The organism is Halarcobacter mediterraneus, assembly GCF_004116625.1.
Lineage (GTDB): Bacteria > Campylobacterota > Campylobacteria > Campylobacterales > Arcobacteraceae > Halarcobacter > Halarcobacter mediterraneus.
Genome location: NZ_NXIE01000002.1, coordinates 599334 through 617126, shown reverse-complemented (window position 1 = coordinate 617126; position 17793 = coordinate 599334). Strand labels below are relative to the sequence as shown.

Here is a 17793-nt window from a genome sequence, read left to right as displayed (position 1 = left end):
TTCTCCTATAATATTTTTTTTGAAGATTATCAAAAAAAAATTTAATTTAACTTATAAGAGTTAATTATTAATATATTTTAAAATCAAGAATATTTTAGATAAAATATCTGTTAATATAATATATAAGGGAAGAGATGCATATAACAAATATAATTTCTCAATATTTTGGAAAGTTTGCAAAAACAGAATTTCCTTCATTTTTTCAAAAAATTATAAATGGAGTCTATGCAAAGATTTTTAAACTTGATTTGAGTGAATTTAGAGGAGCTAAATATTATAAATCTTTAACAGATTTATTTACGAGAGAATTAGCAATTGCCAGAGAAATTGATGAAGATAAAGAAGTCTTTATTTCTCCAACAGATAGTTTAATTACTCAGTGTGGAAATTTAGACGAAGATTTAGCTTTACAAATAAAAGGGATGGAATATTCATTTGAAGAATTATTAACTTATAATTGTGCTAATAATTTTGATAAATTAAAAAATGGTACTTATATGAATTTTTATTTATCTCCAAGGGATTATCATAGATACCATGCTCCTTGTGATTTTGAAGTAAAAAAATTAATTCACATTCCAGGTAAATTATATCCTGTAAATTTAAAATATCTAAATAAACAAATTGATTTATTTGCAGAAAATGAAAGAGTTATATTAGAGTGTATTCATGAAGAGAAATTATTTTATATGGTTTTTGTAGGTGCATTAAATGTTGGACAAATGGTATTTGAATTTGAACCGAAAGTAGAAACAAATACAAAAATTAGAGATATTCAGATTTATGATTATGAAGAGAAGTTTCTTAAAAAAGGTGATTGTTTAGGTTATTTTAAAATGGGCTCAACAGTAGTTATGTTTTGGGAAAAAGGTTTTGTTGAACTTGAAAATCTTCTTGGGCAGTCAATTAAATATGGACAAGGTATTTGTAAAAAACTAGTATAATTTTTTAAGTAAATAAAAGCTATTTTTAGTAAAATTAATAAATAAAAAATAAAGGGTATATTATGGCAACTACTGAATTAGGAACTCTTTCATTAAGTGGAACAAAAAAGGGAGTTATCTCTATTTCTAATGTATCTGAACCATATGGAAAAGGTACAGAAGATATTGTAAGTATCGGTATTTCTTTAAATGGAAAAGACATTGAATGGAAATCACATATTCCATATGCAAATCTAGATGATGTAATTAAAATTTTACAAGAAGCTAGTGAAGCTAAGAAAAAAGAAGAAGAGCAGTAATAAGCTCTTTTTTTATTTATTATATTTTTCTAAATCTTTATCTTCTTCAATCCAAGCTGCAATACCGCCTTCTAAATGTGCAATATTTGTAAAACCATGGTTTTGAATTAAATAATCTGCAACAGTTCTTGTTCTATTTGCATGAGCACAAACTAAAATAATAAGATCATCTTTTGTCGAAATAAGATTTTCAAGTTTTGACATCCATGTTGATATATCACAATTTCCAAACATATCAAAAAAAGTCATTGTGTGAGAGTTTTTAATTATTCCTGTGTGTTTCCATTCATCTTCTCTTCTAATATCAATTATAATACTATTTGTATCTATTAATTCTTCCACTTCTTGAGGAGATAAACTCTTAAGTTTGTTCATTAGTATTCCTTATATTTAAAAAATAGGATTTTACCATTAATTTTATTATTTATTTATAATAATTAATTATAATTGCCCTTTATAAGAAAAATATAAAGGTTTTATAAACAAATGCTTTACAAAATTTGATTATAATATCTTTAAATATTAGAGTAAAGGTATAAAATAAATGAAAAAAATACTAATATTACTACTATTTATGGTAGTTAGTCTATTCTCATTAGAAAGATCTTTTTTAGAACCACACGAAGCTTTTAAAGTAAATATGGAAGAAAAAGATGAAAAAATAGTTGCAAGTATAAAACTAGGGAAAGATATATATTTATATCATGAACAATTAAAAGTTTTAATTACACAACCAAAAGAGATAGACATTACTTCTAAATTACAATTACCAAAGCCAGAAGAGTATGATGGTTTTATTGTACACTTTAATGAAATTTCAATTGATATTCCTTTTTCTGTATTAAAAGATAGTGTTGATGCTTCTTCTTATGAGGTACAGTTTCATTTTCAAGGTTGTTCAAAAGCAGGACTTTGTTATTCTCCAATGGATGAAACAACAACCGTTACTTTAGGGAATGATGCTGGCAATAACTTAGAAATAGTAGAAAGTAAAACTACAAAACCTATAGAGAAAGTTGAGGAAAATAATAATATCTCAGAAAGTGATAGTATAGTAAATACTTTAAAAGATAAAAATATTATTTTAGTTTTAGCAACATTTTTTGGTTTTGGTTTATTATTATCTTTAACACCTTGTGTTTTCCCAATGATTCCTATTCTTTCTTCAATTATAGTAAAGGCAGGAGATAGTGAAAAATTAACTGCTTCAAAAGGTTTTTTCTTATCTTTAGTATATGTACTAGCAATGTCAGTAGCGTATACAATAGCAGGTGTTTTAGCAGGTGTATTTGGAGCTAATTTACAAGTGGCATTACAAAATCCATATGTTCTTTCAGCCTTTGCTTTTATTTTTGTAGTCTTAGCATTTTCAATGTTTGGATACTTTAAATTAGAATTACCACAAGCTTTACAAACAAAAGTGAATCAAACAACAGAAGGGAAAGAAAAACAAGGAGTTTTTGGAGTTGCAATTATGGGATTCCTTTCAGCCCTTGTTGTTGGTCCTTGTGTTGCACCGCCACTTGCAGGTGCTTTAGTTTATATTGGACAAACAGGTGATGCTTTTTTAGGTGGAGCTGCATTATTTGTAATGAGTTTAGGTATGGGTGTTCCTTTATTATTAATTGGACTAGGAGCAGGAAAATTTATGCCAAAACCAGGTGGTTGGATGGAGCAAGTTACAAAAGTATTCGGAATTGTAATGCTTGCAATTGCGGTATGGATGTTAGATAGAGTACTTGACCCAAGTATTGTAATGTATTTATGGGCATTATTATTTTTAGGTGCTGGATTATTTATCAAAAACTTTGAGCATATTTTAGTAAAATTACTTGCTACTTTATTATTAATATACGGAACAGCTACTTTTATTGGTGCTGTAAGTGGAGCAACAAATGTTTTAAAACCTTTAGAAAAATTCACTTCTTCTAAAATTGTAAGCTCTACAAGTAGTACTGATTTAGATTTTAAAAAAGTTAAAAATTTAATGGAATTAGAAAGAGAAATAAAAACTTCATCTAAACCAGTGTTATTAGACTTTTGGGCTAATTGGTGTGTTTCTTGTAAAGAGTTAGATAATATTACTTTCCAAGATGAAGAAGTAAGAAAAGTTTTAGAAAAATTTACTCTACTTAAAGCTGATGTTACAAAAAATAGTGATGATGATAAAGCTTTAATGAAAAAGTTCCAAGTTTTTGGACCTCCTGCTTTAATATTTTTTGATGAAAATAATCAAGAGATGAAAGCAGCAAAAATTATAGGATATAAAAATCCAGAAGAGTTTTTAGCAGTAATTAATAAAAATTTCAAATAAAAATATCTTTATTTTGTTATACTTCCTTAATAGTTTTTAGGAAGTATAATGGAATTATTCTTTTCAACATTTTTAAAAATGTTTTTTATAATGACACCTTTTTTTGTTTTATCAGTTTTTTTAACTGTAACAAGTGAAGTTACCTCTGCTCAAAAAAGAGCCCTTGCAATTAAAGTGACTATTTCAGTAATTATTATTAGCTTAATTTTATTATATTTTGGAAAACATATCTTTGCTGTTTTTGGTATAACTTTAGATGCTTTTAGAATAGGTGCAGGTTCTTTACTATTTCTTTCTGCTGTTGATTTAATAAAAGGAAATAAAGATACTCAAAAAGTAGAGCAAAAAGATATTTCAGAGTTAGCAGTTGTTCCTTTGTCTATTCCTATTACAATTGGACCAGGAACAGTTGGTATTTTGCTTGTAATGGGTGCAAGTTTTGATTCAAATGGTTCTATGCTATTAGGTAGTTTTGCTCTTATTTGTGCAATTTTATTAATAGGTTTTATGCTTTATTCTTCTGCAATAATTGATAGAATAGTAGGGAAACAAGGGTTACTTGTAATTTCAAAAATAACTGGACTTTTTCTAGCAGCTTTATCTGCTCAAATTGTTTTTACGGGAATTAAAAACTTTTTAGGTCTGTAAATGTTTGATTTTAGAAGTGAAATAAATTTTTTAAAGCCAAATATTGAGATTGATTTTAATAAAGTATGTGATGAAAGCTCTTCATATAAATTACTTTTATCTTTACTTGAAAAACGATATAAGGTAAATAAAGAAAATATCGAACTTTTTAACGGTTACTCTTCTGCTATATATTCTCTTTTAAAATATTTAGACTCAAAATATTGTTATATTTATTCTCCTTGCAATTTAGAATATAAAGAAGCTTCAAATAACTTAAGCTATGAAACAAGATTGATTAATAGATTTGAAAATATATATTTACCCATAAAAGAGTTTAGTGTTGTAGTCTTTATGAACCCTTCTTTTTTAGATGGTACCTATTATGAATTAGAAAAACTCTTTGAATATTGGAAGAGTAAAAATGCTAAAGTAATTATTGATGAAACATTGATTGATTTTTGTGGGAAAAAGTCTAATGTTGATTATTTATCAGAATATGATAATCTTTTTATTTTAAAGGATTTAAGTAAATTTTACTCTCGAAAGAACTTAAATATAGCAACTGTTTTTACAAATAATAAGAATATAGAAAAACTTAGAAAGTTTGAACCCCAAAATAAGGTTTCAAATTTTGAAATAAAATATTTAGAAGAGGCTTTGAAAGATATAAAGTTTTCTTCAATAACAAATTCAGTTTATATAAAAAATCGTATAGAACTAGAAAAAGTTTTACAGAAATATAGTTTTACAGACTTTATGTTTCAAAGTAATTCAAATTCAATATTACTAAAACTTAAAAATATCACTTCAGAAGAGTTTGAAAAGCAACTTTTTGAAAATAATATTATTTTAAATTCTTGTTTAGAATATGACTTTATTGATGAAAGCTTTGTAAGTTTTTATATTTCTTCCTTATTTAATATACAAGGCTTAAAAAAGGCATTAGAAAATGCTTTTTGAAAATAAATATATCTATAAAATTTCCATAATAGTTTCAATTGCTTTTCTTATTTTGATTATCTATTTTATAGCTAAATCTTTTTTTATAGTGAAAAACCAATTTATAAGTATTGATGGTGCAACATATGTAAATCAAGTCAGACAAGATGAATATACTTTGAAATTAGCAAACTTTCTAACAAAAGATTGTAATAATGATGAAATTTGTGAAGTTCAGTCTATGCTTGATTTTGTAACAAAAATACCTTATAAAATAAATAAAAGTGTAGCAAGAAGTCCAAAACACGTAGTTGAACAAAACTTTGGAGATTGTGATGATAAGTCAAACCTACTTATTTCTTTACTCAAAACAAAAGCTTATGAAGCTTATTTTGTATTAGTTCCTAAACATATTTTTGTAGTAGTAAGATTGGAAAAAGATTTAAAAAATACAAAAGCTTTATATATAAATGGTAAGGCTTATTACAAATTAGAAAGTACTGCAAAAGGTTCTAAAATAGGTTTTCCTTTAAAGTATAAATTAGAAGAGATAAACGCAGTTATTGACCCTTTTAAAAATAAAAAGTTAGTAGTAGAAAGTTTGGAGTATAGATAAAGAGAGTTTTTATAAATAAACTCTCTTTTAGTAGAAGCTATTTTTTAACAGAATCTACATCTATTTCAATAGAATTCCAATCTTTATCTATTTCCCCATAAATCGTAATAGTATCTTCTGGTCCAACATTAACACCTCTCCAATCATCGTGGTCAATTTCAATTGTTATTTCTCCTGATGAATCACTAAAAAGATATTTATCTTTTCCTAAATGTTTTATAATTTTCCCTTTTATTACTACAGGCTTATCATCTTTTAATGTTTTTGCTTGTTCTATTGTTGTTTTTGAAATACTAGGTCCTGAAAATCCACCTTGAGATTTACTTTCACTCGTATTTCCGGTAAAGTCTGCAAAAACTGTTGTTGAGGCAAATAATAAACTTGCTAATATAAGACTTTTTTTCATTTTTTCTCCTTTTGACTTTATAAGTCATTGTTTTATTGTTGTAATTAAAACAAAGAATTATTAGCAAAAAATTAATTTTTTATTGTATTTAGTTGATTTACCAAAAAAGAGTGATTTTGAAGCCTTTAGGTGAAGTATTTTCAAAAGTAATATTTAAATTATGGAGTTTTGCAATTTGTTTAACAATAGAAAACCCAAGTCCACTTCCTATTTGTTTTTGCCCTGCTGGACGAATAAATCTTTCTCCAATACTTTTTAAGACTTCAGGACTTACCCCTTTCCCATCGTCTTCAATACTTAAACTATTTTTTTCTAGTTTAATCTTTATATTAGTGTTTTGTGTATTGTAGTTTATAGCATTATCAAGTAAATTTCTAAGAAGTAAAGATAACATAAAAGCTTCGCCTTTGATAGATTTATAATCCTTTATATATATAAAGTTTATTGATATATCTTTTTTTTCTGCTTTGCTTTTAAGTTCTTTTATTGTTGTATTAATAAGTTCTACCCAATTTATTGTTGAGAAATTTTCTAAATCTTTAATTGATTCAACCCGTGAAAGTGCCAAAAGTTGAGTAACCATTCTTGTTGCTCTATCTACACCTATTTCTATATTATCAAGTGATTTGAGAAGTGAATCTTTATCTTCTAATGATAGTTTTGCAACTTCCGTTTGAATTTTTAAAGCTGCGAGGGGTGTTTTAAGTTCATGGGCTGCATTTGATGTAAAACGCCTTTCTTTTTCTATCATTATGTTGATTTTTTTAAACAAAGAGTTCAACGCTTTTATAACTGGTCTTAGTTCCTTTGTTGTATTCTCATTTAAGAAAGAATTATCATCGGCATTTTTTAAACTCAACTCTTTTGATAGTTCATTTAAAGGTTTAAGTTCTTTTCTTATCAAAACAATAGTTGTAATAATTAAAAAAGGTAAGATAAAAAACCAAGGATTGAATAAGTCTTCTAACGTATCAAATATTAAGTCATTGACATACTCTTTTTCCTGAGCCACTACGACTATAAAATTTTTATCACTACTTAACATCCATATAATTCTAAACTCATCACTTTCTTCAAAGTAAAAACCATCATAGGTTTTTAATACTTTAGAGTTTAAAATAAAGTCTTTACTATCTTCTCCATCTGTATATAACATATCTCCTTTTGTAGAAAAGATGGAAAAAGTTAAAGCATCATCTTCAATAGACATATATTTTTCAACTATTCTATGGTTTTCATTATCTAAAGAATTAGTAGAAGAGGAGTTAAGTAAAAGCTTTATATTTGAGCTTGAAACTCTTTTTGCAAAATAATAAAGCTGTGTATCAAATAATTCAATTAAAGATTTTCTTGTTTGATACATACTAATAGATGTTGAAATAAGTGAACTTATAACAAATACTAAAAGCATTAAAATCACAAGTCTAAGGCTTAAACTTAAGTTTTTCATTTTTTATCTTCTAGTTTATAACCAGCTCCATATATTGTTTTTATATAGTTATTTCCAAGTTTTTTTCTAATTGCATGAATAAAGACATCTAGAGCATTTGAATTAAGTTCTTTATCAAAATCATAAAGTTTCTCAGCAATAGTTTCTCTACTTAAGACTATATTTTTATTTAACATAAATAATTCAAGTATTTTTATTTCTTTACTTGATAGTTTTATCTCTTTATTATCTTTTAAAACTTTTTGTTGGGCTGGATAGAGCTTAATATTACCAATTTCAAAGTATTCAGCCACTTCTGAACAACTTCGTCTAATTAAAGCATTTATTCTTGCTTGTAATTCAGTTAGAGAAAAAGGTTTACACAGGTAATCATCGGCACCTTTATTTAATCCCTCAACTCTTTGCTCTAGTGCATCTCTTGCTGTTAATATTATTACTGGAGTTTTAATCTTTTTTTCTCGCCAAAATTTTAAGATATCTAGACCATCTATATTTGGAAGTGTTAAGTCGAGAATAACAGCATCGTAATTTGCCATAAGTAAAGCATCTCTTCCTTCAAGTCCATCTTCAAACCAGTCAGTATTAAAACCAAGTTTTTTCAAACCATTTACAATTCCATCACCTATTAAGTTATCATCTTCAATTAATAAAATTTTCATAATAAACTTCTTTTGTACTATTTTAAAATTTATATCACAAAATTATTAGAAAAATATTAAGAATAAGTTAAAATAAGCAAAAAATAATATAAGAGTAATTAATGTCATATATAAAATGGTATAAAGCCCATGGAAACAAACACGCAAAAATAATGGAAAAACTTAAAGATAAAAGTGATGAGGAGGTTATAGAATATTTTAGATTTGATAATATGGTAAAAAATGAGCCTGATTTTTGTCCTTTATATGAAGAAAATAAAAAATGTCATGATTATGAAGAGTTAAATTGTTATTTATGTGCCTGTCCAAATTTTAGATTCAATGATGAAGGTGTAGAGAAACAAGAAGATAAAACTTTATATTCATTCTGTTCAATTGATTCAAAAGATGGTTCTCAATTTGTAGGAGAAGATTATATTCATCAAAATTGCGCAGGCTGTTTAGTCCCACACAAAGAAAGGTATATAAAAAAACATTTTAAACGAGATTGGTTTGAAATTATGAAAAATGTTAATCTATTAAAATAATCTTTAACAATAATATTTTCTTTTTTTCATTATTTCACTTGGATTTTTACCAAAAAATTTTGAAAAAGCATTAGTAAAGTTTTGAACATATTTATATCCTATTATTTGAGCTATTTCAGTGGCATTATATTCACTTTCTTCTAATAGTTTTTTTGCTTCGTACATTTTCATTTCAAGCATAATATTTCCAGGTGTTGTATTAAAAAGATGCTTAAATCCATATTTTAGTTTGTTTTCATTTAATGCTACTTTTCTTGATAATTCATTTATTGAATAAGAAGTTTTATTTTTTATAATTAGTTCCCTAGCTTTGTATAAGGCCTCTTTATCTTTTTCTGTTAATATAATTTTATTATTTTGTATTCCCTTTTTCTTTATAATACTTAGAAATTCTTCATATATTAATTCATAAGTTTTACTCTGTAAATAAATATTATTTAATAAACCATCAAAAGGAGAATTATAAATTTGTTTAGCTAGATGCATAGTTTTTGTGCTTGCTAAAGAAGATTTAAATATTGTTAATTCGTCATTTTCATAATTTTTTTCTATGTGATACCTTTTTTGATCATCTAAGTATTTAAATAAATTTTCTTCAATATAATCTTTTTTTATAAAGATTCCTAATCCTTTTAATTGATCATCTTTTTTTAAATGAGTACATCTCTTCGTATTTCTTGAGTATTTTATAATATCAATATTATTTGGGCAGTTTATATTTTCTTTCGAGTTTTTATTATCTGAATATTTAATAGTACCTTGTATATTTATTGAAATAAATACATCATCAGGACAGTTTGTTGTTTCAGCAATAATTTTTGTCTCTTCTTTAGAGTATAGTTCTTCTTTTATTATGATAATATCTTTAGAGATTTGTTTATCCTCTATTTTCTGATATCCAAAACTTTTAGGAAGAAAAGTTTCATTTGTATTATTAGGAGATTTGGCTCTAATCTCTTCCAAAAAATCATTCAAATTAAATGAATATGCCATAATAATCCTTATTTAATACAATTTAGTTCTTTTTTAATAACAAAAAACTTGAATATGATAATTGGTATTGATTATACTGCTAAAATTATAAATAATTAATGAAAGGAAGATAAATGAGTTATAAAAAAGTTGTTTTATCTTTGAGTACAATATTAGTATTACATAGTAATATTTATTCTGATGATAAGATTTAAACATTACAAAGTATAGTTATAACTGCAAATAAAATAGAAGAAAAACTTCAAGATATTCCTCAAAGTATTACAGTAATAGATGCTCAAGAGATTGAAGAAAAAGAGATAAAAACAGTTTCAGATATAATAAAACAAATACCTAATATGTCAGCAACTCCTGATCGTGGGATAAAAGTAAAATTTAGAGGATTAAATGCTTCTTTATTTACTGAAAACAACCCTGTAGTAATTTATGTAGATGGAATACCTGTATCTTCTAAACGTTCTTATATTATATCTTTAGAAAATATTGAAAGAGTAGAAGTTTTAAGAGGACCACAAGGGACACTTTATGGTAAAGATGCAATAGGTGGGGTTATAAATATTGTAACAAAAGAACCAAGTAATGAAACTAGTGGAAGTATTGGGTTTGAATATGGTAGTAATAATTATATGAGAGGTACTTTTAATTTAAATACTCCTTTAATTGAAGATAAGTTATTTATAAATTTAAATGGAGAACTTACTTCAGATGATGGCTGGGTAACAAATACTTATAATAATGATGATAAAGCAAGTAAAGAAAATAATAAAAACTTTGCAACTTCTTTATTTTATAAATTAACAGATAATCTTTCTACTAGATTATCATTAAAAAAAGAAAGAAGTAAAAACTATGGATTTAAAGGTTATGGAATAGCCTCTCCAAGTGCACAATTTTCTGATTTTAAAAGAGATGATGCTGAAAATCATGGGTTTGAGAATACAAGCTTTGAAAAATATACAATAAATTCTCAAGGTCTTAATATAAAATATGATACAGATAATTATACTTTTGACTCTATAACAGTACATAGAAAAACAAGTGTAAATGGTAAATATGATCTTGATTATACTAATGGAACTTACTTAGATAATTCTAGTATGTTTAATGATGAAACTTTAGAAAATTATTCTCAAGAATTTAGAATATCAAATAAAGAAAATAATGGAATTCGTTGGCTTGGAGGTATTTATTTAGATAAAACAGAACAAAAACATGATCCGTATGGAACTCATACTTTAATGTATGGAATAGACTATGGCACAGCTAATATGAAATCAGATATGGATAATGACACACAAGCTATCTTTGGACAAACAATGATACCTTTATATAAACAACTAGAATTAACATTAGGTGCGAGATACCAAAGAATCAAAAAAAAGATAGATTACGATTATTATACCAATGCAATAAGAACTACTGGTTATAATACTCAAAAAACATGGAATACATTTATTCCAAAAATTGCATTAAATTATAAAATAAATGATAACTTTTCATCTTTTATATCAGTTTCTAAAGGGTATATGCCTGGTGGATTTAATAGTGCAGCATCAGGTTCAAGTATAAACATAACAGAGAGTACATTTGAACCCCAACAATCTACAAATTATGAAATAGGGATAAAAGGAATATATGAAAAGTTTGATTTTACAGCATCTGTATTTAGAATGAATATAGAAGATGTTCATGTCTATAGAAGACTAGCAGGCGGGTCAGTTTTCACAGACAATGCAGATAAAGCACATTCTCAAGGAATTGAATTTGATTTCCATTATTTCCCAACAGATAATTTAGAAATAAGTGGAGCACTTGGTTTTATAAAAACAGAATATGATTCTTATAATGTTGGAGATTTTAATTTTAGTGGAGAAAAAATAGAAACAACCCCATCTCATACTGCAAATTTAAGTATTGGATATTACCATCCAAATGGTTTTTACGCTCGTACAGACATTAAAAATCAAGGCTCAATGAATTTTTATGATGACCTTAATAAAGATTTTGTGAAAGAAGGAAGTTATACTCTAGTGGATGCTAAGCTTGGCTATAAATATTCAGATTGGGACTTTTACGTCTATGGTAAAAATTTAACTGATGAAGAGTATGTTAACATGTATGAAAGTAATAACTTTTTTTCATATGCATCTTTTGGAGATCCAAGATTTTTTGGTGTAGGTGTTAAATATACATTTTAAATTAAAGAGAAACTCCTCTTTAGTTTAAATGTAAATAAATAAAATATCTTTTTGGTTTTAAAGTATTGTTTTCAATATCTAAGCTTTAATCTATTAAAATAGAAAAAATATTTTTTCCTTTATTATGCTTATATATTAGTTTATATCCATGTAAATTTGCAATGGTTTTTACAATATATAAACCTAATCCAAAACCATCACTTCTTTTTTCTTCCTGTGAAAAAGGTTCTGTATAATATTCAAGATTTTCTTTTAAAGGTTCTCCTTGAGAAATAATATCAATTCTGTGTTTATTGGCATTTAAAATTGCATGTGCATTAGGGGAAAATTTAATTGCATTATCAATTAAGTTTTTTAGTGCAACTGAAAGCATAGCTGTATCAGCATTTAAATTAAAGTCTTGAATTTTTGTACTTATTTTATCGGGACTTAAAAGAGCGATTTCTATCGTTCTATTATAAATCTTGAAAAAAGAAGTAAGCTCTTTATATAGGAAAGTATTACTTGAAGTTAATTTCTCAACCATAGCAAGTTCTTTGATTATATCATCCATTCTATGAAAAGCTTTTTGAAGCATATCTCTTTTTTTCTTATCTTCTAAGGTTTCGGCAATAAACATAGCTTTAGTAATTGGAGTCTTAAGTTCATGCATCATATTTCTCATAAATAAATCTTTTGACTTCCTTTGGTTATTTATTTGAGTTAATGCTTCATCAAAGGTTTTTGCAATTGTTCCTATCTCATCTTTACTGTGATATTTAATTCGTACATTACAATCACCTTCTGAAAATTTTTTTATTTCATTATTTAAATTTCTAAGAGGTTTTAGTTTTCTTTTTAAAATATAATATAAAGAAAATAGAACACCAAGAGAAATAGCAATAGCTAAAGATATTATTATTAGATTATAGGTATAAGTTTGAGTATCTTTTATCATTAGGTTATATCCATCACGTTGAACATAAATATATAAAATATCATCTGTACTAAAAATTCTGTAAATACCTTCTGCTGTATCCCTTAAAATAAGAGTTTTCCCTTTATTTATAATATTAAGTTTTCGTTTATTATCTTGAATCTGAATCATTTTAAATTGATCTATAATAAATTTAAGACCATTTTTTGTAGGTTTATTCGATAAAGATTTTAGAATGCTCTCAGCTACTAACTCATATTTCTTTTGCATAGTAATATTATATCTTTGCTTATCAAGTTTAATAAAAATAGCAAAAGTTAATGATATAGCAATTAATGCTAAAATAAATATGGTATTAATAAAAGCAGAGATAGAAATATTACGAATCATATTAACTGGTAACCAATTCCTCTTACTGATTTTATATATGTTTTAGTATTATCTATTTTAGAAAGTTTTGTTCTAATTCTTGAAATCATTACATCAATATTTTTTAAACTACTATCATCTTCAATATGATCACTTGTATAAATAAAGTCTTCTCTAGCAATAACTGCACCATTTCTTTGTATTAGTAGTTTTAGAATATCAAATTCTGCTAAAGTTAGATTTAATACTTCATTTTTAAAAATGATTTGCATATCTTCTTCTTTTAAAATAAAATCACTTTTTTTCTCATTCTCTAAGGCTTTTTTCTCATTTGTATTTATTCTTTTTAAAATAGCTTTTATTCTTGCTTGTAATTCTCTAGGGTTATAAGGTTTAGGAAGGTAATCATCTGCTCCCCTTTCTAATCCCATAACCTTATCAAGAATATCATCTCTAGCACTAGAAATAATAATTGGGATATCAGACTTTTCTCTAATTTTTGGAATAACTTCTAGTCCATCAATTTCTGGTAGAGTCAAGTCTAAAATCAATAATTCATATTTTTTTAGGTTTAACATTGACAACCCATTATATGGGCTATCAGTATTAGTCACTTCAATATTTTGTGAAGCTAAATAGTCTGTAATGATTTGTGCTAACTCTAAATCATCTTCTATCATAAGTACTTGTATTATGGTAAATCCTTTTATTTTATTACTAAAGGTATAGTTTGTCCATATCTATCAATATAAACTCGTTTTAATTTATTATTATATTTTCTTATTGCTTGTTGCATGTCTGGAAAACTTTTTATTTCGATATCCTCAATTTGAACTATAACATCTCCTGGTTCAAATCCAACTTTTTCTGCATCAGAGTTTGGCTCAACACCTACAACTAAAACACCTTTTGTATTTGAACTTAGTCTAAATCTTTGAATCATTTTAGAATTTAATTCAGATAATAGTAAACCACCTAAGAATTTTCCATTATTTGAGTCTGATGTTACAAGTCCTGCTCTATTCCCTAGTGTTATATGAATTTTTATATTTCTTTTATTTCTTTCTAGATTAACAGAAATAGTATCCCCTGGCTTAAATGAAGCAATTACATTTTGTAAATCTTTTCTATCTTCAATTGGTAAGTTATTAATTGAATAAATTAAGTCTCCTCTTTTTAAGCCACCTTTTGAAGCGGGAGTATCATTTGCTACATCTAGAACTAAAGCTCCTTTAGTATGATTATATAATTTTGCAATTTTTTGGTCTAAGTCACCAATAACAACACCTAAGTAACCCCTTGTAACCTTACCATCTTCAATAAGTTTTTTAACTACATCTTTTACCATTGAAACAGGAATCGCAAAACCAATACCATTATTTCCACCAGATTTTGAAATAATAGCACTATTAATTCCTATTAATGCACCTCTACTATCAACTAGTGCCCCTCCTGAGTTACCAGGGTTAATTGAAGCATCTGTTTGAATAAAATTTTCATATCTATTTATTCCTACATGGTCTTTATTTAATGCTGAAATAATACCTTGTGTTACTGTAGTACCTATACCAAAAGGGTTACCAATAGCAAAGATTAAATCTCCAACTTTTAAGTTTTCAGAATAACCAAATTTAATTGCATCAAAATTATTACCTTCAATTTTAATAACAGCTAGGTCACTATCTGAATCTTTACCAATTACTGTAGCATTGTATTCTTTGGGGTTATCCGCAATTGTGACAATAATTTCATCTGCATTTTCAACAACATGATTATTTGTGACAATATATCCATCTTTTGAAATAATAACACCAGAACCTAAAGATCTTTGGATTCTATTTTGTCTAAATTGTTCACTAAATTGATCCCCAAAAAATCTTCGTAGAAATGGGTCATTAAACATTTGAAATGGTATGTTCCCTGCATTTGAAACAACTCTTCTTTTTGCTGCTATATTAACAACTGTTTGCATTGGGTCTTTTATACTATCATTAAATGATAAAACCTGAGTTGGATTACCGGGAAATATTCTTTCTGGGTTTTTAGAAGCCATTTGGAAGTCTATTTTTTGTGCAAATGAACACGTAACTATAAATAAAGTTATTAAAAATAGTTTTTTTATCATTTTTATCCTTTTTAAAATATTTTATTTTAAGAATTATAATAGTTAAGTGTAAACTATTTTTGAATAAATTGTAAATAAAAAATTAATACAAAATTAAATAAAAGAAGTAGTTTCTACTTCTTTTATAAGTCTGTTTTTAAAACAGCCCCACTACTTGCATTTGTTACAAGAGCTCTATATTGTCCTAACCAAGAAGAATTAAGGGGTTTTTTAAGTGGTTTAAATTCTGCTTTTCTTTTCTCTATTTCTTCATCAGTTAGATTAACTGATAAAATATATTGGTCTACATCTATATGAATTTCATCACCATCTTTTAGTAATCCAATCATTCCTCCTTCTGCTGCCTCAGGAGATACATGACCAATAGAAGCTCCTCTTGTAGCACCTGAAAATCTTCCATCTGTAATTAATGCAACTTTATCTCCAAGTCCCATACCCATAATAAGTGAAGTTGGGGCTAACATCTCTTGCATACCAGGGCCACCTCTAGGTCCCTCATATCTAATTACAACAACATCTCCTGCTTGAACTTTACCTTCAACGATTCCCTTGATTGCTTCAGGTTGCCCATTGAAGCATACAGCCTTTCCTGTAAAAACTCTATCTCCTGTGATACCTGCTGTCTTAATAACTGCACCTTGTTGAGCTAAATTACCATAAAGAATAGCTAATCCACCAACTTTAGAGTAGGGGTTATCAATTGTGTGAATAATATTTGTATCTTTAATATAAGCATCTTTAATTTTTTCATAAAGTGTTTCTCCTGAGATAGTAGGGTTATCAATTAAGATATCATCACCTCTTTTAGTCATTTCTTTCATAACTGCATTTACTCCACCAGCTTTATTAATATCTTCCATGTGAACAGTTGATAAAGATGGAGAAATTTTTGCAATGTGAGAAACTCTTTTAGATATATCATTGATATTCTCAAGGTTAAAGTTTACTTTTGCTTCTTTTGCAATTGCTAACATATGTAAAACAGTATTTGAACTTCCACCCATTGCCATATCAACAGCAAAAGCATTTCTTACGGCATTTTCATTTAATATATTTGTTAATTTATATTTATCTCTTGCTTGATTATCTTTAGCTATTTCACAAATTCTTCTAGCTGCTTTTCTATATAATTCTTCTCTTTGGGGAGTTAAAGCTAAGATAGTTCCATTTCCTGGAAGTGCAATACCCATAGCTTCCATTAATGTATTCATTGAGTTTGCTGTAAACATACCAGAACATGAACCACCACTTGGACAGGCATTACATTCAATATCTTTTAACTCTTCTTCATTCATATCACCTTTTTCATATTTACCAACAGCTTCAAAAGCAGTTGCTAAATCAATAGGTGTACCTTCCTTAGTATGACCTTTTTGCATTGGTCCACCACTAACAAATATAGTTGGAACATCAACTCTTAAAGCACCCATAATCATACCTGGTACAATTTTATCACAATTTGGAATAGCAATCATTGCATCTAATTTATGAGCATTCATTACTGTTTCAATAGAATTTGCTATAAGTTCCCTTGATGGAAGTGAAAATAACATACCATCATGTCCCATTGCAATACCATCATCAACTCCAATTGTATTAAATTCAAATGGAACACATCCATTTGCTTTAATCTCTTCTTTGATGATTTGAGATACTTTATCTAAGAAAAAGTGACCAGGGATTAATTCAATAAAAGAATTTGCAACACCAATAAAAGGTTTGTCAAAATCTTCATCTTTTAATCCAGTAGCCCTTAATAGAGACCTATGTGGTGTTCTATCATAACCTTTTTTTATCTCGTTACTTCTCAATTTTAATCCTTTAAATTCCTATTATCTTATATTAAATATTATACATTTTTTGCTGTTGATTTTTCATTAAAATTTATAAATTTTATAAAATTTTGATTTTTTTCACAAAAAGTCTTGACAAATAAAAAAAAATCTATTATAATTCCAGTCCAATTTGAGAAACAAACATTCAAAAAAGGTTTTTCAAATACTACTTTTAAGTGCGAGTGTGGCGGAATAGGTAGACGCGTGGGACTTAAAATCCCATTCCGGTTTCGGAGTGTGAGTTCGATTCTCACCATTCGCACCACTTAATTTTAAATGATGCGAGAGCATCTTTTTTTTTGTTCGTAGTGAGTTGACTGAGTTGGTCGAAAGTACCGGTTTTGAAAACCGGCGAGGTTCACGCCTCCGAGGGTTCGAATCCCTCACTCACTGCCACTTTATTTATTTTTTAACTATTTTATCATAATAAAGAAACCAGGTTATTTATTAAAATTTATTTAAGGTTTAATTGATATAATGTCGTTCACTTTTTTGTGGAGGTATAGCAAAGTTGGTAATGCCCGGGATTGCAAATCCTGTATGCGTCGGTTCGAGTCCGGCTACCTCCTCCAA

General features: G+C 27.0%; 17 protein-coding genes and 3 tRNA genes. 11 read left to right on the top strand and 9 right to left on the bottom strand.

Features of this window, described 5'->3' with window-relative positions; translation table 11 throughout:
- The first annotated feature begins 134 nt into the window (after positions 1-134).
- Positions 135-944 carry a phosphatidylserine decarboxylase gene (locus CP965_RS07145; protein ID WP_129061391.1) on the top strand — a complete coding sequence of 270 codons (810 nt, stop codon included), beginning with the start codon at positions 135-137 and terminating at the stop codon, positions 942-944.
- Between the two features lie 62 nt (positions 945-1006).
- Positions 1007-1243, top strand: coding sequence for a hypothetical protein (locus CP965_RS07140; RefSeq protein WP_206732269.1), 237 nt, complete (start codon positions 1007-1009; stop codon positions 1241-1243).
- A 12-nt stretch (positions 1244-1255) separates the two neighbouring features.
- Here the strand turns inward: CP965_RS07140 and CP965_RS07135 are convergent, their stop codons facing one another.
- Entirely contained in the window at positions 1256-1618 is a 363-nt protein-coding gene (locus tag CP965_RS07135) for a rhodanese-like domain-containing protein (protein WP_129061389.1), read from the bottom strand.
- A 169-nt stretch (positions 1619-1787) separates the two neighbouring features.
- On the opposite strand from CP965_RS07135, the gene dsbD reads away from it, so the two are divergent.
- Genes dsbD through CP965_RS07115 form a run of 4 tightly spaced genes read left to right on the top strand, consistent with a single transcriptional unit; the run spans position 1788 to position 5742 of the window.
- Positions 1788-3557: a protein-disulfide reductase DsbD gene (gene dsbD, locus CP965_RS07130; RefSeq protein ID WP_129061388.1), complete on the top strand. Its 1770-nt coding sequence runs from the start codon at positions 1788-1790 to the stop codon at positions 3555-3557.
- Between the two features lie 48 nt (positions 3558-3605).
- Positions 3606-4205, top strand: a complete 600-nt coding sequence (locus CP965_RS07125) for a MarC family protein (protein ID WP_129061387.1) — start codon at positions 3606-3608, stop codon at positions 4203-4205.
- Complete coding sequence (locus tag CP965_RS07120) at positions 4206-5147, top strand: aminotransferase class I/II-fold pyridoxal phosphate-dependent enzyme (protein ID WP_129061386.1); 942 nt, start codon at positions 4206-4208, stop codon at positions 5145-5147.
- Positions 5137-5742: a hypothetical protein gene (locus tag CP965_RS07115; RefSeq protein ID WP_129061385.1), complete on the top strand. Its 606-nt coding sequence runs from the start codon at positions 5137-5139 to the stop codon at positions 5740-5742. The genes CP965_RS07120 and CP965_RS07115 overlap by 11 nt, the downstream gene beginning before the upstream one ends.
- Before the next feature lie 37 nt (positions 5743-5779).
- On the opposite strand, the gene CP965_RS07110 is transcribed toward CP965_RS07115, so the two are convergent.
- The 3 genes from CP965_RS07110 to CP965_RS07100 form a co-directional block, all read right to left on the bottom strand.
- Positions 5780-6148: a YgiW/YdeI family stress tolerance OB fold protein gene (locus CP965_RS07110; RefSeq protein ID WP_129061384.1), complete on the bottom strand. Its 369-nt coding sequence runs from the start codon at positions 6146-6148 to the stop codon at positions 5780-5782.
- A gap of 97 nt (positions 6149-6245) precedes the next feature.
- On the bottom strand, positions 6246-7598 hold the full coding sequence (locus CP965_RS07105) for an ATP-binding protein (RefSeq protein WP_129061383.1): 1353 nt from the start codon (positions 7596-7598) through the stop codon (positions 6246-6248).
- Entirely contained in the window at positions 7595-8257 is a 663-nt protein-coding gene (locus tag CP965_RS07100; protein ID WP_129061382.1) for a response regulator, read from the bottom strand. The genes CP965_RS07105 and CP965_RS07100 overlap by 4 nt, the downstream gene beginning before the upstream one ends.
- Before the next feature lie 101 nt (positions 8258-8358).
- Between CP965_RS07100 and CP965_RS07095 the strand changes: the two genes are divergently transcribed.
- The gene (locus CP965_RS07095; protein ID WP_129061381.1) at positions 8359-8784 is read left to right on the top strand and encodes a hypothetical protein; all 426 of its coding nucleotides are present in this window, start codon (positions 8359-8361) and stop codon (positions 8782-8784) included.
- A 3-nt stretch (positions 8785-8787) separates the two neighbouring features.
- Here the strand turns inward: CP965_RS07095 and CP965_RS07090 are convergent, their stop codons facing one another.
- Positions 8788-9777 carry a helix-turn-helix domain-containing protein gene (locus CP965_RS07090; protein ID WP_129061380.1) on the bottom strand — a complete coding sequence of 330 codons (990 nt, stop codon included), beginning with the start codon at positions 9775-9777 and terminating at the stop codon, positions 8788-8790.
- Between the two features lie 206 nt (positions 9778-9983).
- Here CP965_RS07090 and CP965_RS07085 point away from each other — a divergent pair, with 206 nt between their 5' ends.
- Positions 9984-11975, top strand: a complete 1992-nt coding sequence (locus tag CP965_RS07085; RefSeq protein ID WP_129061379.1) for a TonB-dependent receptor — start codon at positions 9984-9986, stop codon at positions 11973-11975.
- A gap of 85 nt (positions 11976-12060) precedes the next feature.
- Here the strand turns inward: CP965_RS07085 and CP965_RS07080 are convergent, their stop codons facing one another.
- From CP965_RS07080 to ilvD, 4 genes are all read right to left on the bottom strand, one after another.
- Entirely contained in the window at positions 12061-13281 is a 1221-nt protein-coding gene (locus tag CP965_RS07080) for an ArsS family sensor histidine kinase (protein WP_129061378.1), read from the bottom strand.
- Complete coding sequence (locus tag CP965_RS07075; RefSeq protein WP_228712689.1) at positions 13278-13955, bottom strand: response regulator transcription factor; 678 nt, start codon at positions 13953-13955, stop codon at positions 13278-13280. The genes CP965_RS07080 and CP965_RS07075 overlap by 4 nt, the downstream gene beginning before the upstream one ends.
- 11 nt (positions 13956-13966) lie before the next feature.
- Entirely contained in the window at positions 13967-15385 is a 1419-nt protein-coding gene (locus tag CP965_RS07070; protein ID WP_129061376.1) for a Do family serine endopeptidase, read from the bottom strand.
- A gap of 122 nt (positions 15386-15507) precedes the next feature.
- Positions 15508-17196: a dihydroxy-acid dehydratase gene (ilvD, locus tag CP965_RS07065; RefSeq protein ID WP_129061375.1), complete on the bottom strand. Its 1689-nt coding sequence runs from the start codon at positions 17194-17196 to the stop codon at positions 15508-15510.
- 202 nt (positions 17197-17398) lie between these two features.
- On the opposite strand from ilvD, the gene CP965_RS07060 reads away from it, so the two are divergent.
- The 3 genes from CP965_RS07060 to CP965_RS07050 all read left to right on the top strand — a co-directional run bounded on the left by CP965_RS07060 (position 17399) and on the right by CP965_RS07050 (position 17792).
- Positions 17399-17485, top strand: a tRNA-Leu gene (locus CP965_RS07060).
- Positions 17486-17527: 42 nt separating this feature from the next.
- Positions 17528-17616: transfer RNA gene (locus CP965_RS07055), tRNA-Ser, on the top strand.
- A gap of 100 nt (positions 17617-17716) precedes the next feature.
- A tRNA-Cys gene (locus CP965_RS07050) sits at positions 17717-17792 on the top strand.
- The last annotated feature ends 1 nt before the right edge of the window (position 17793 follow it).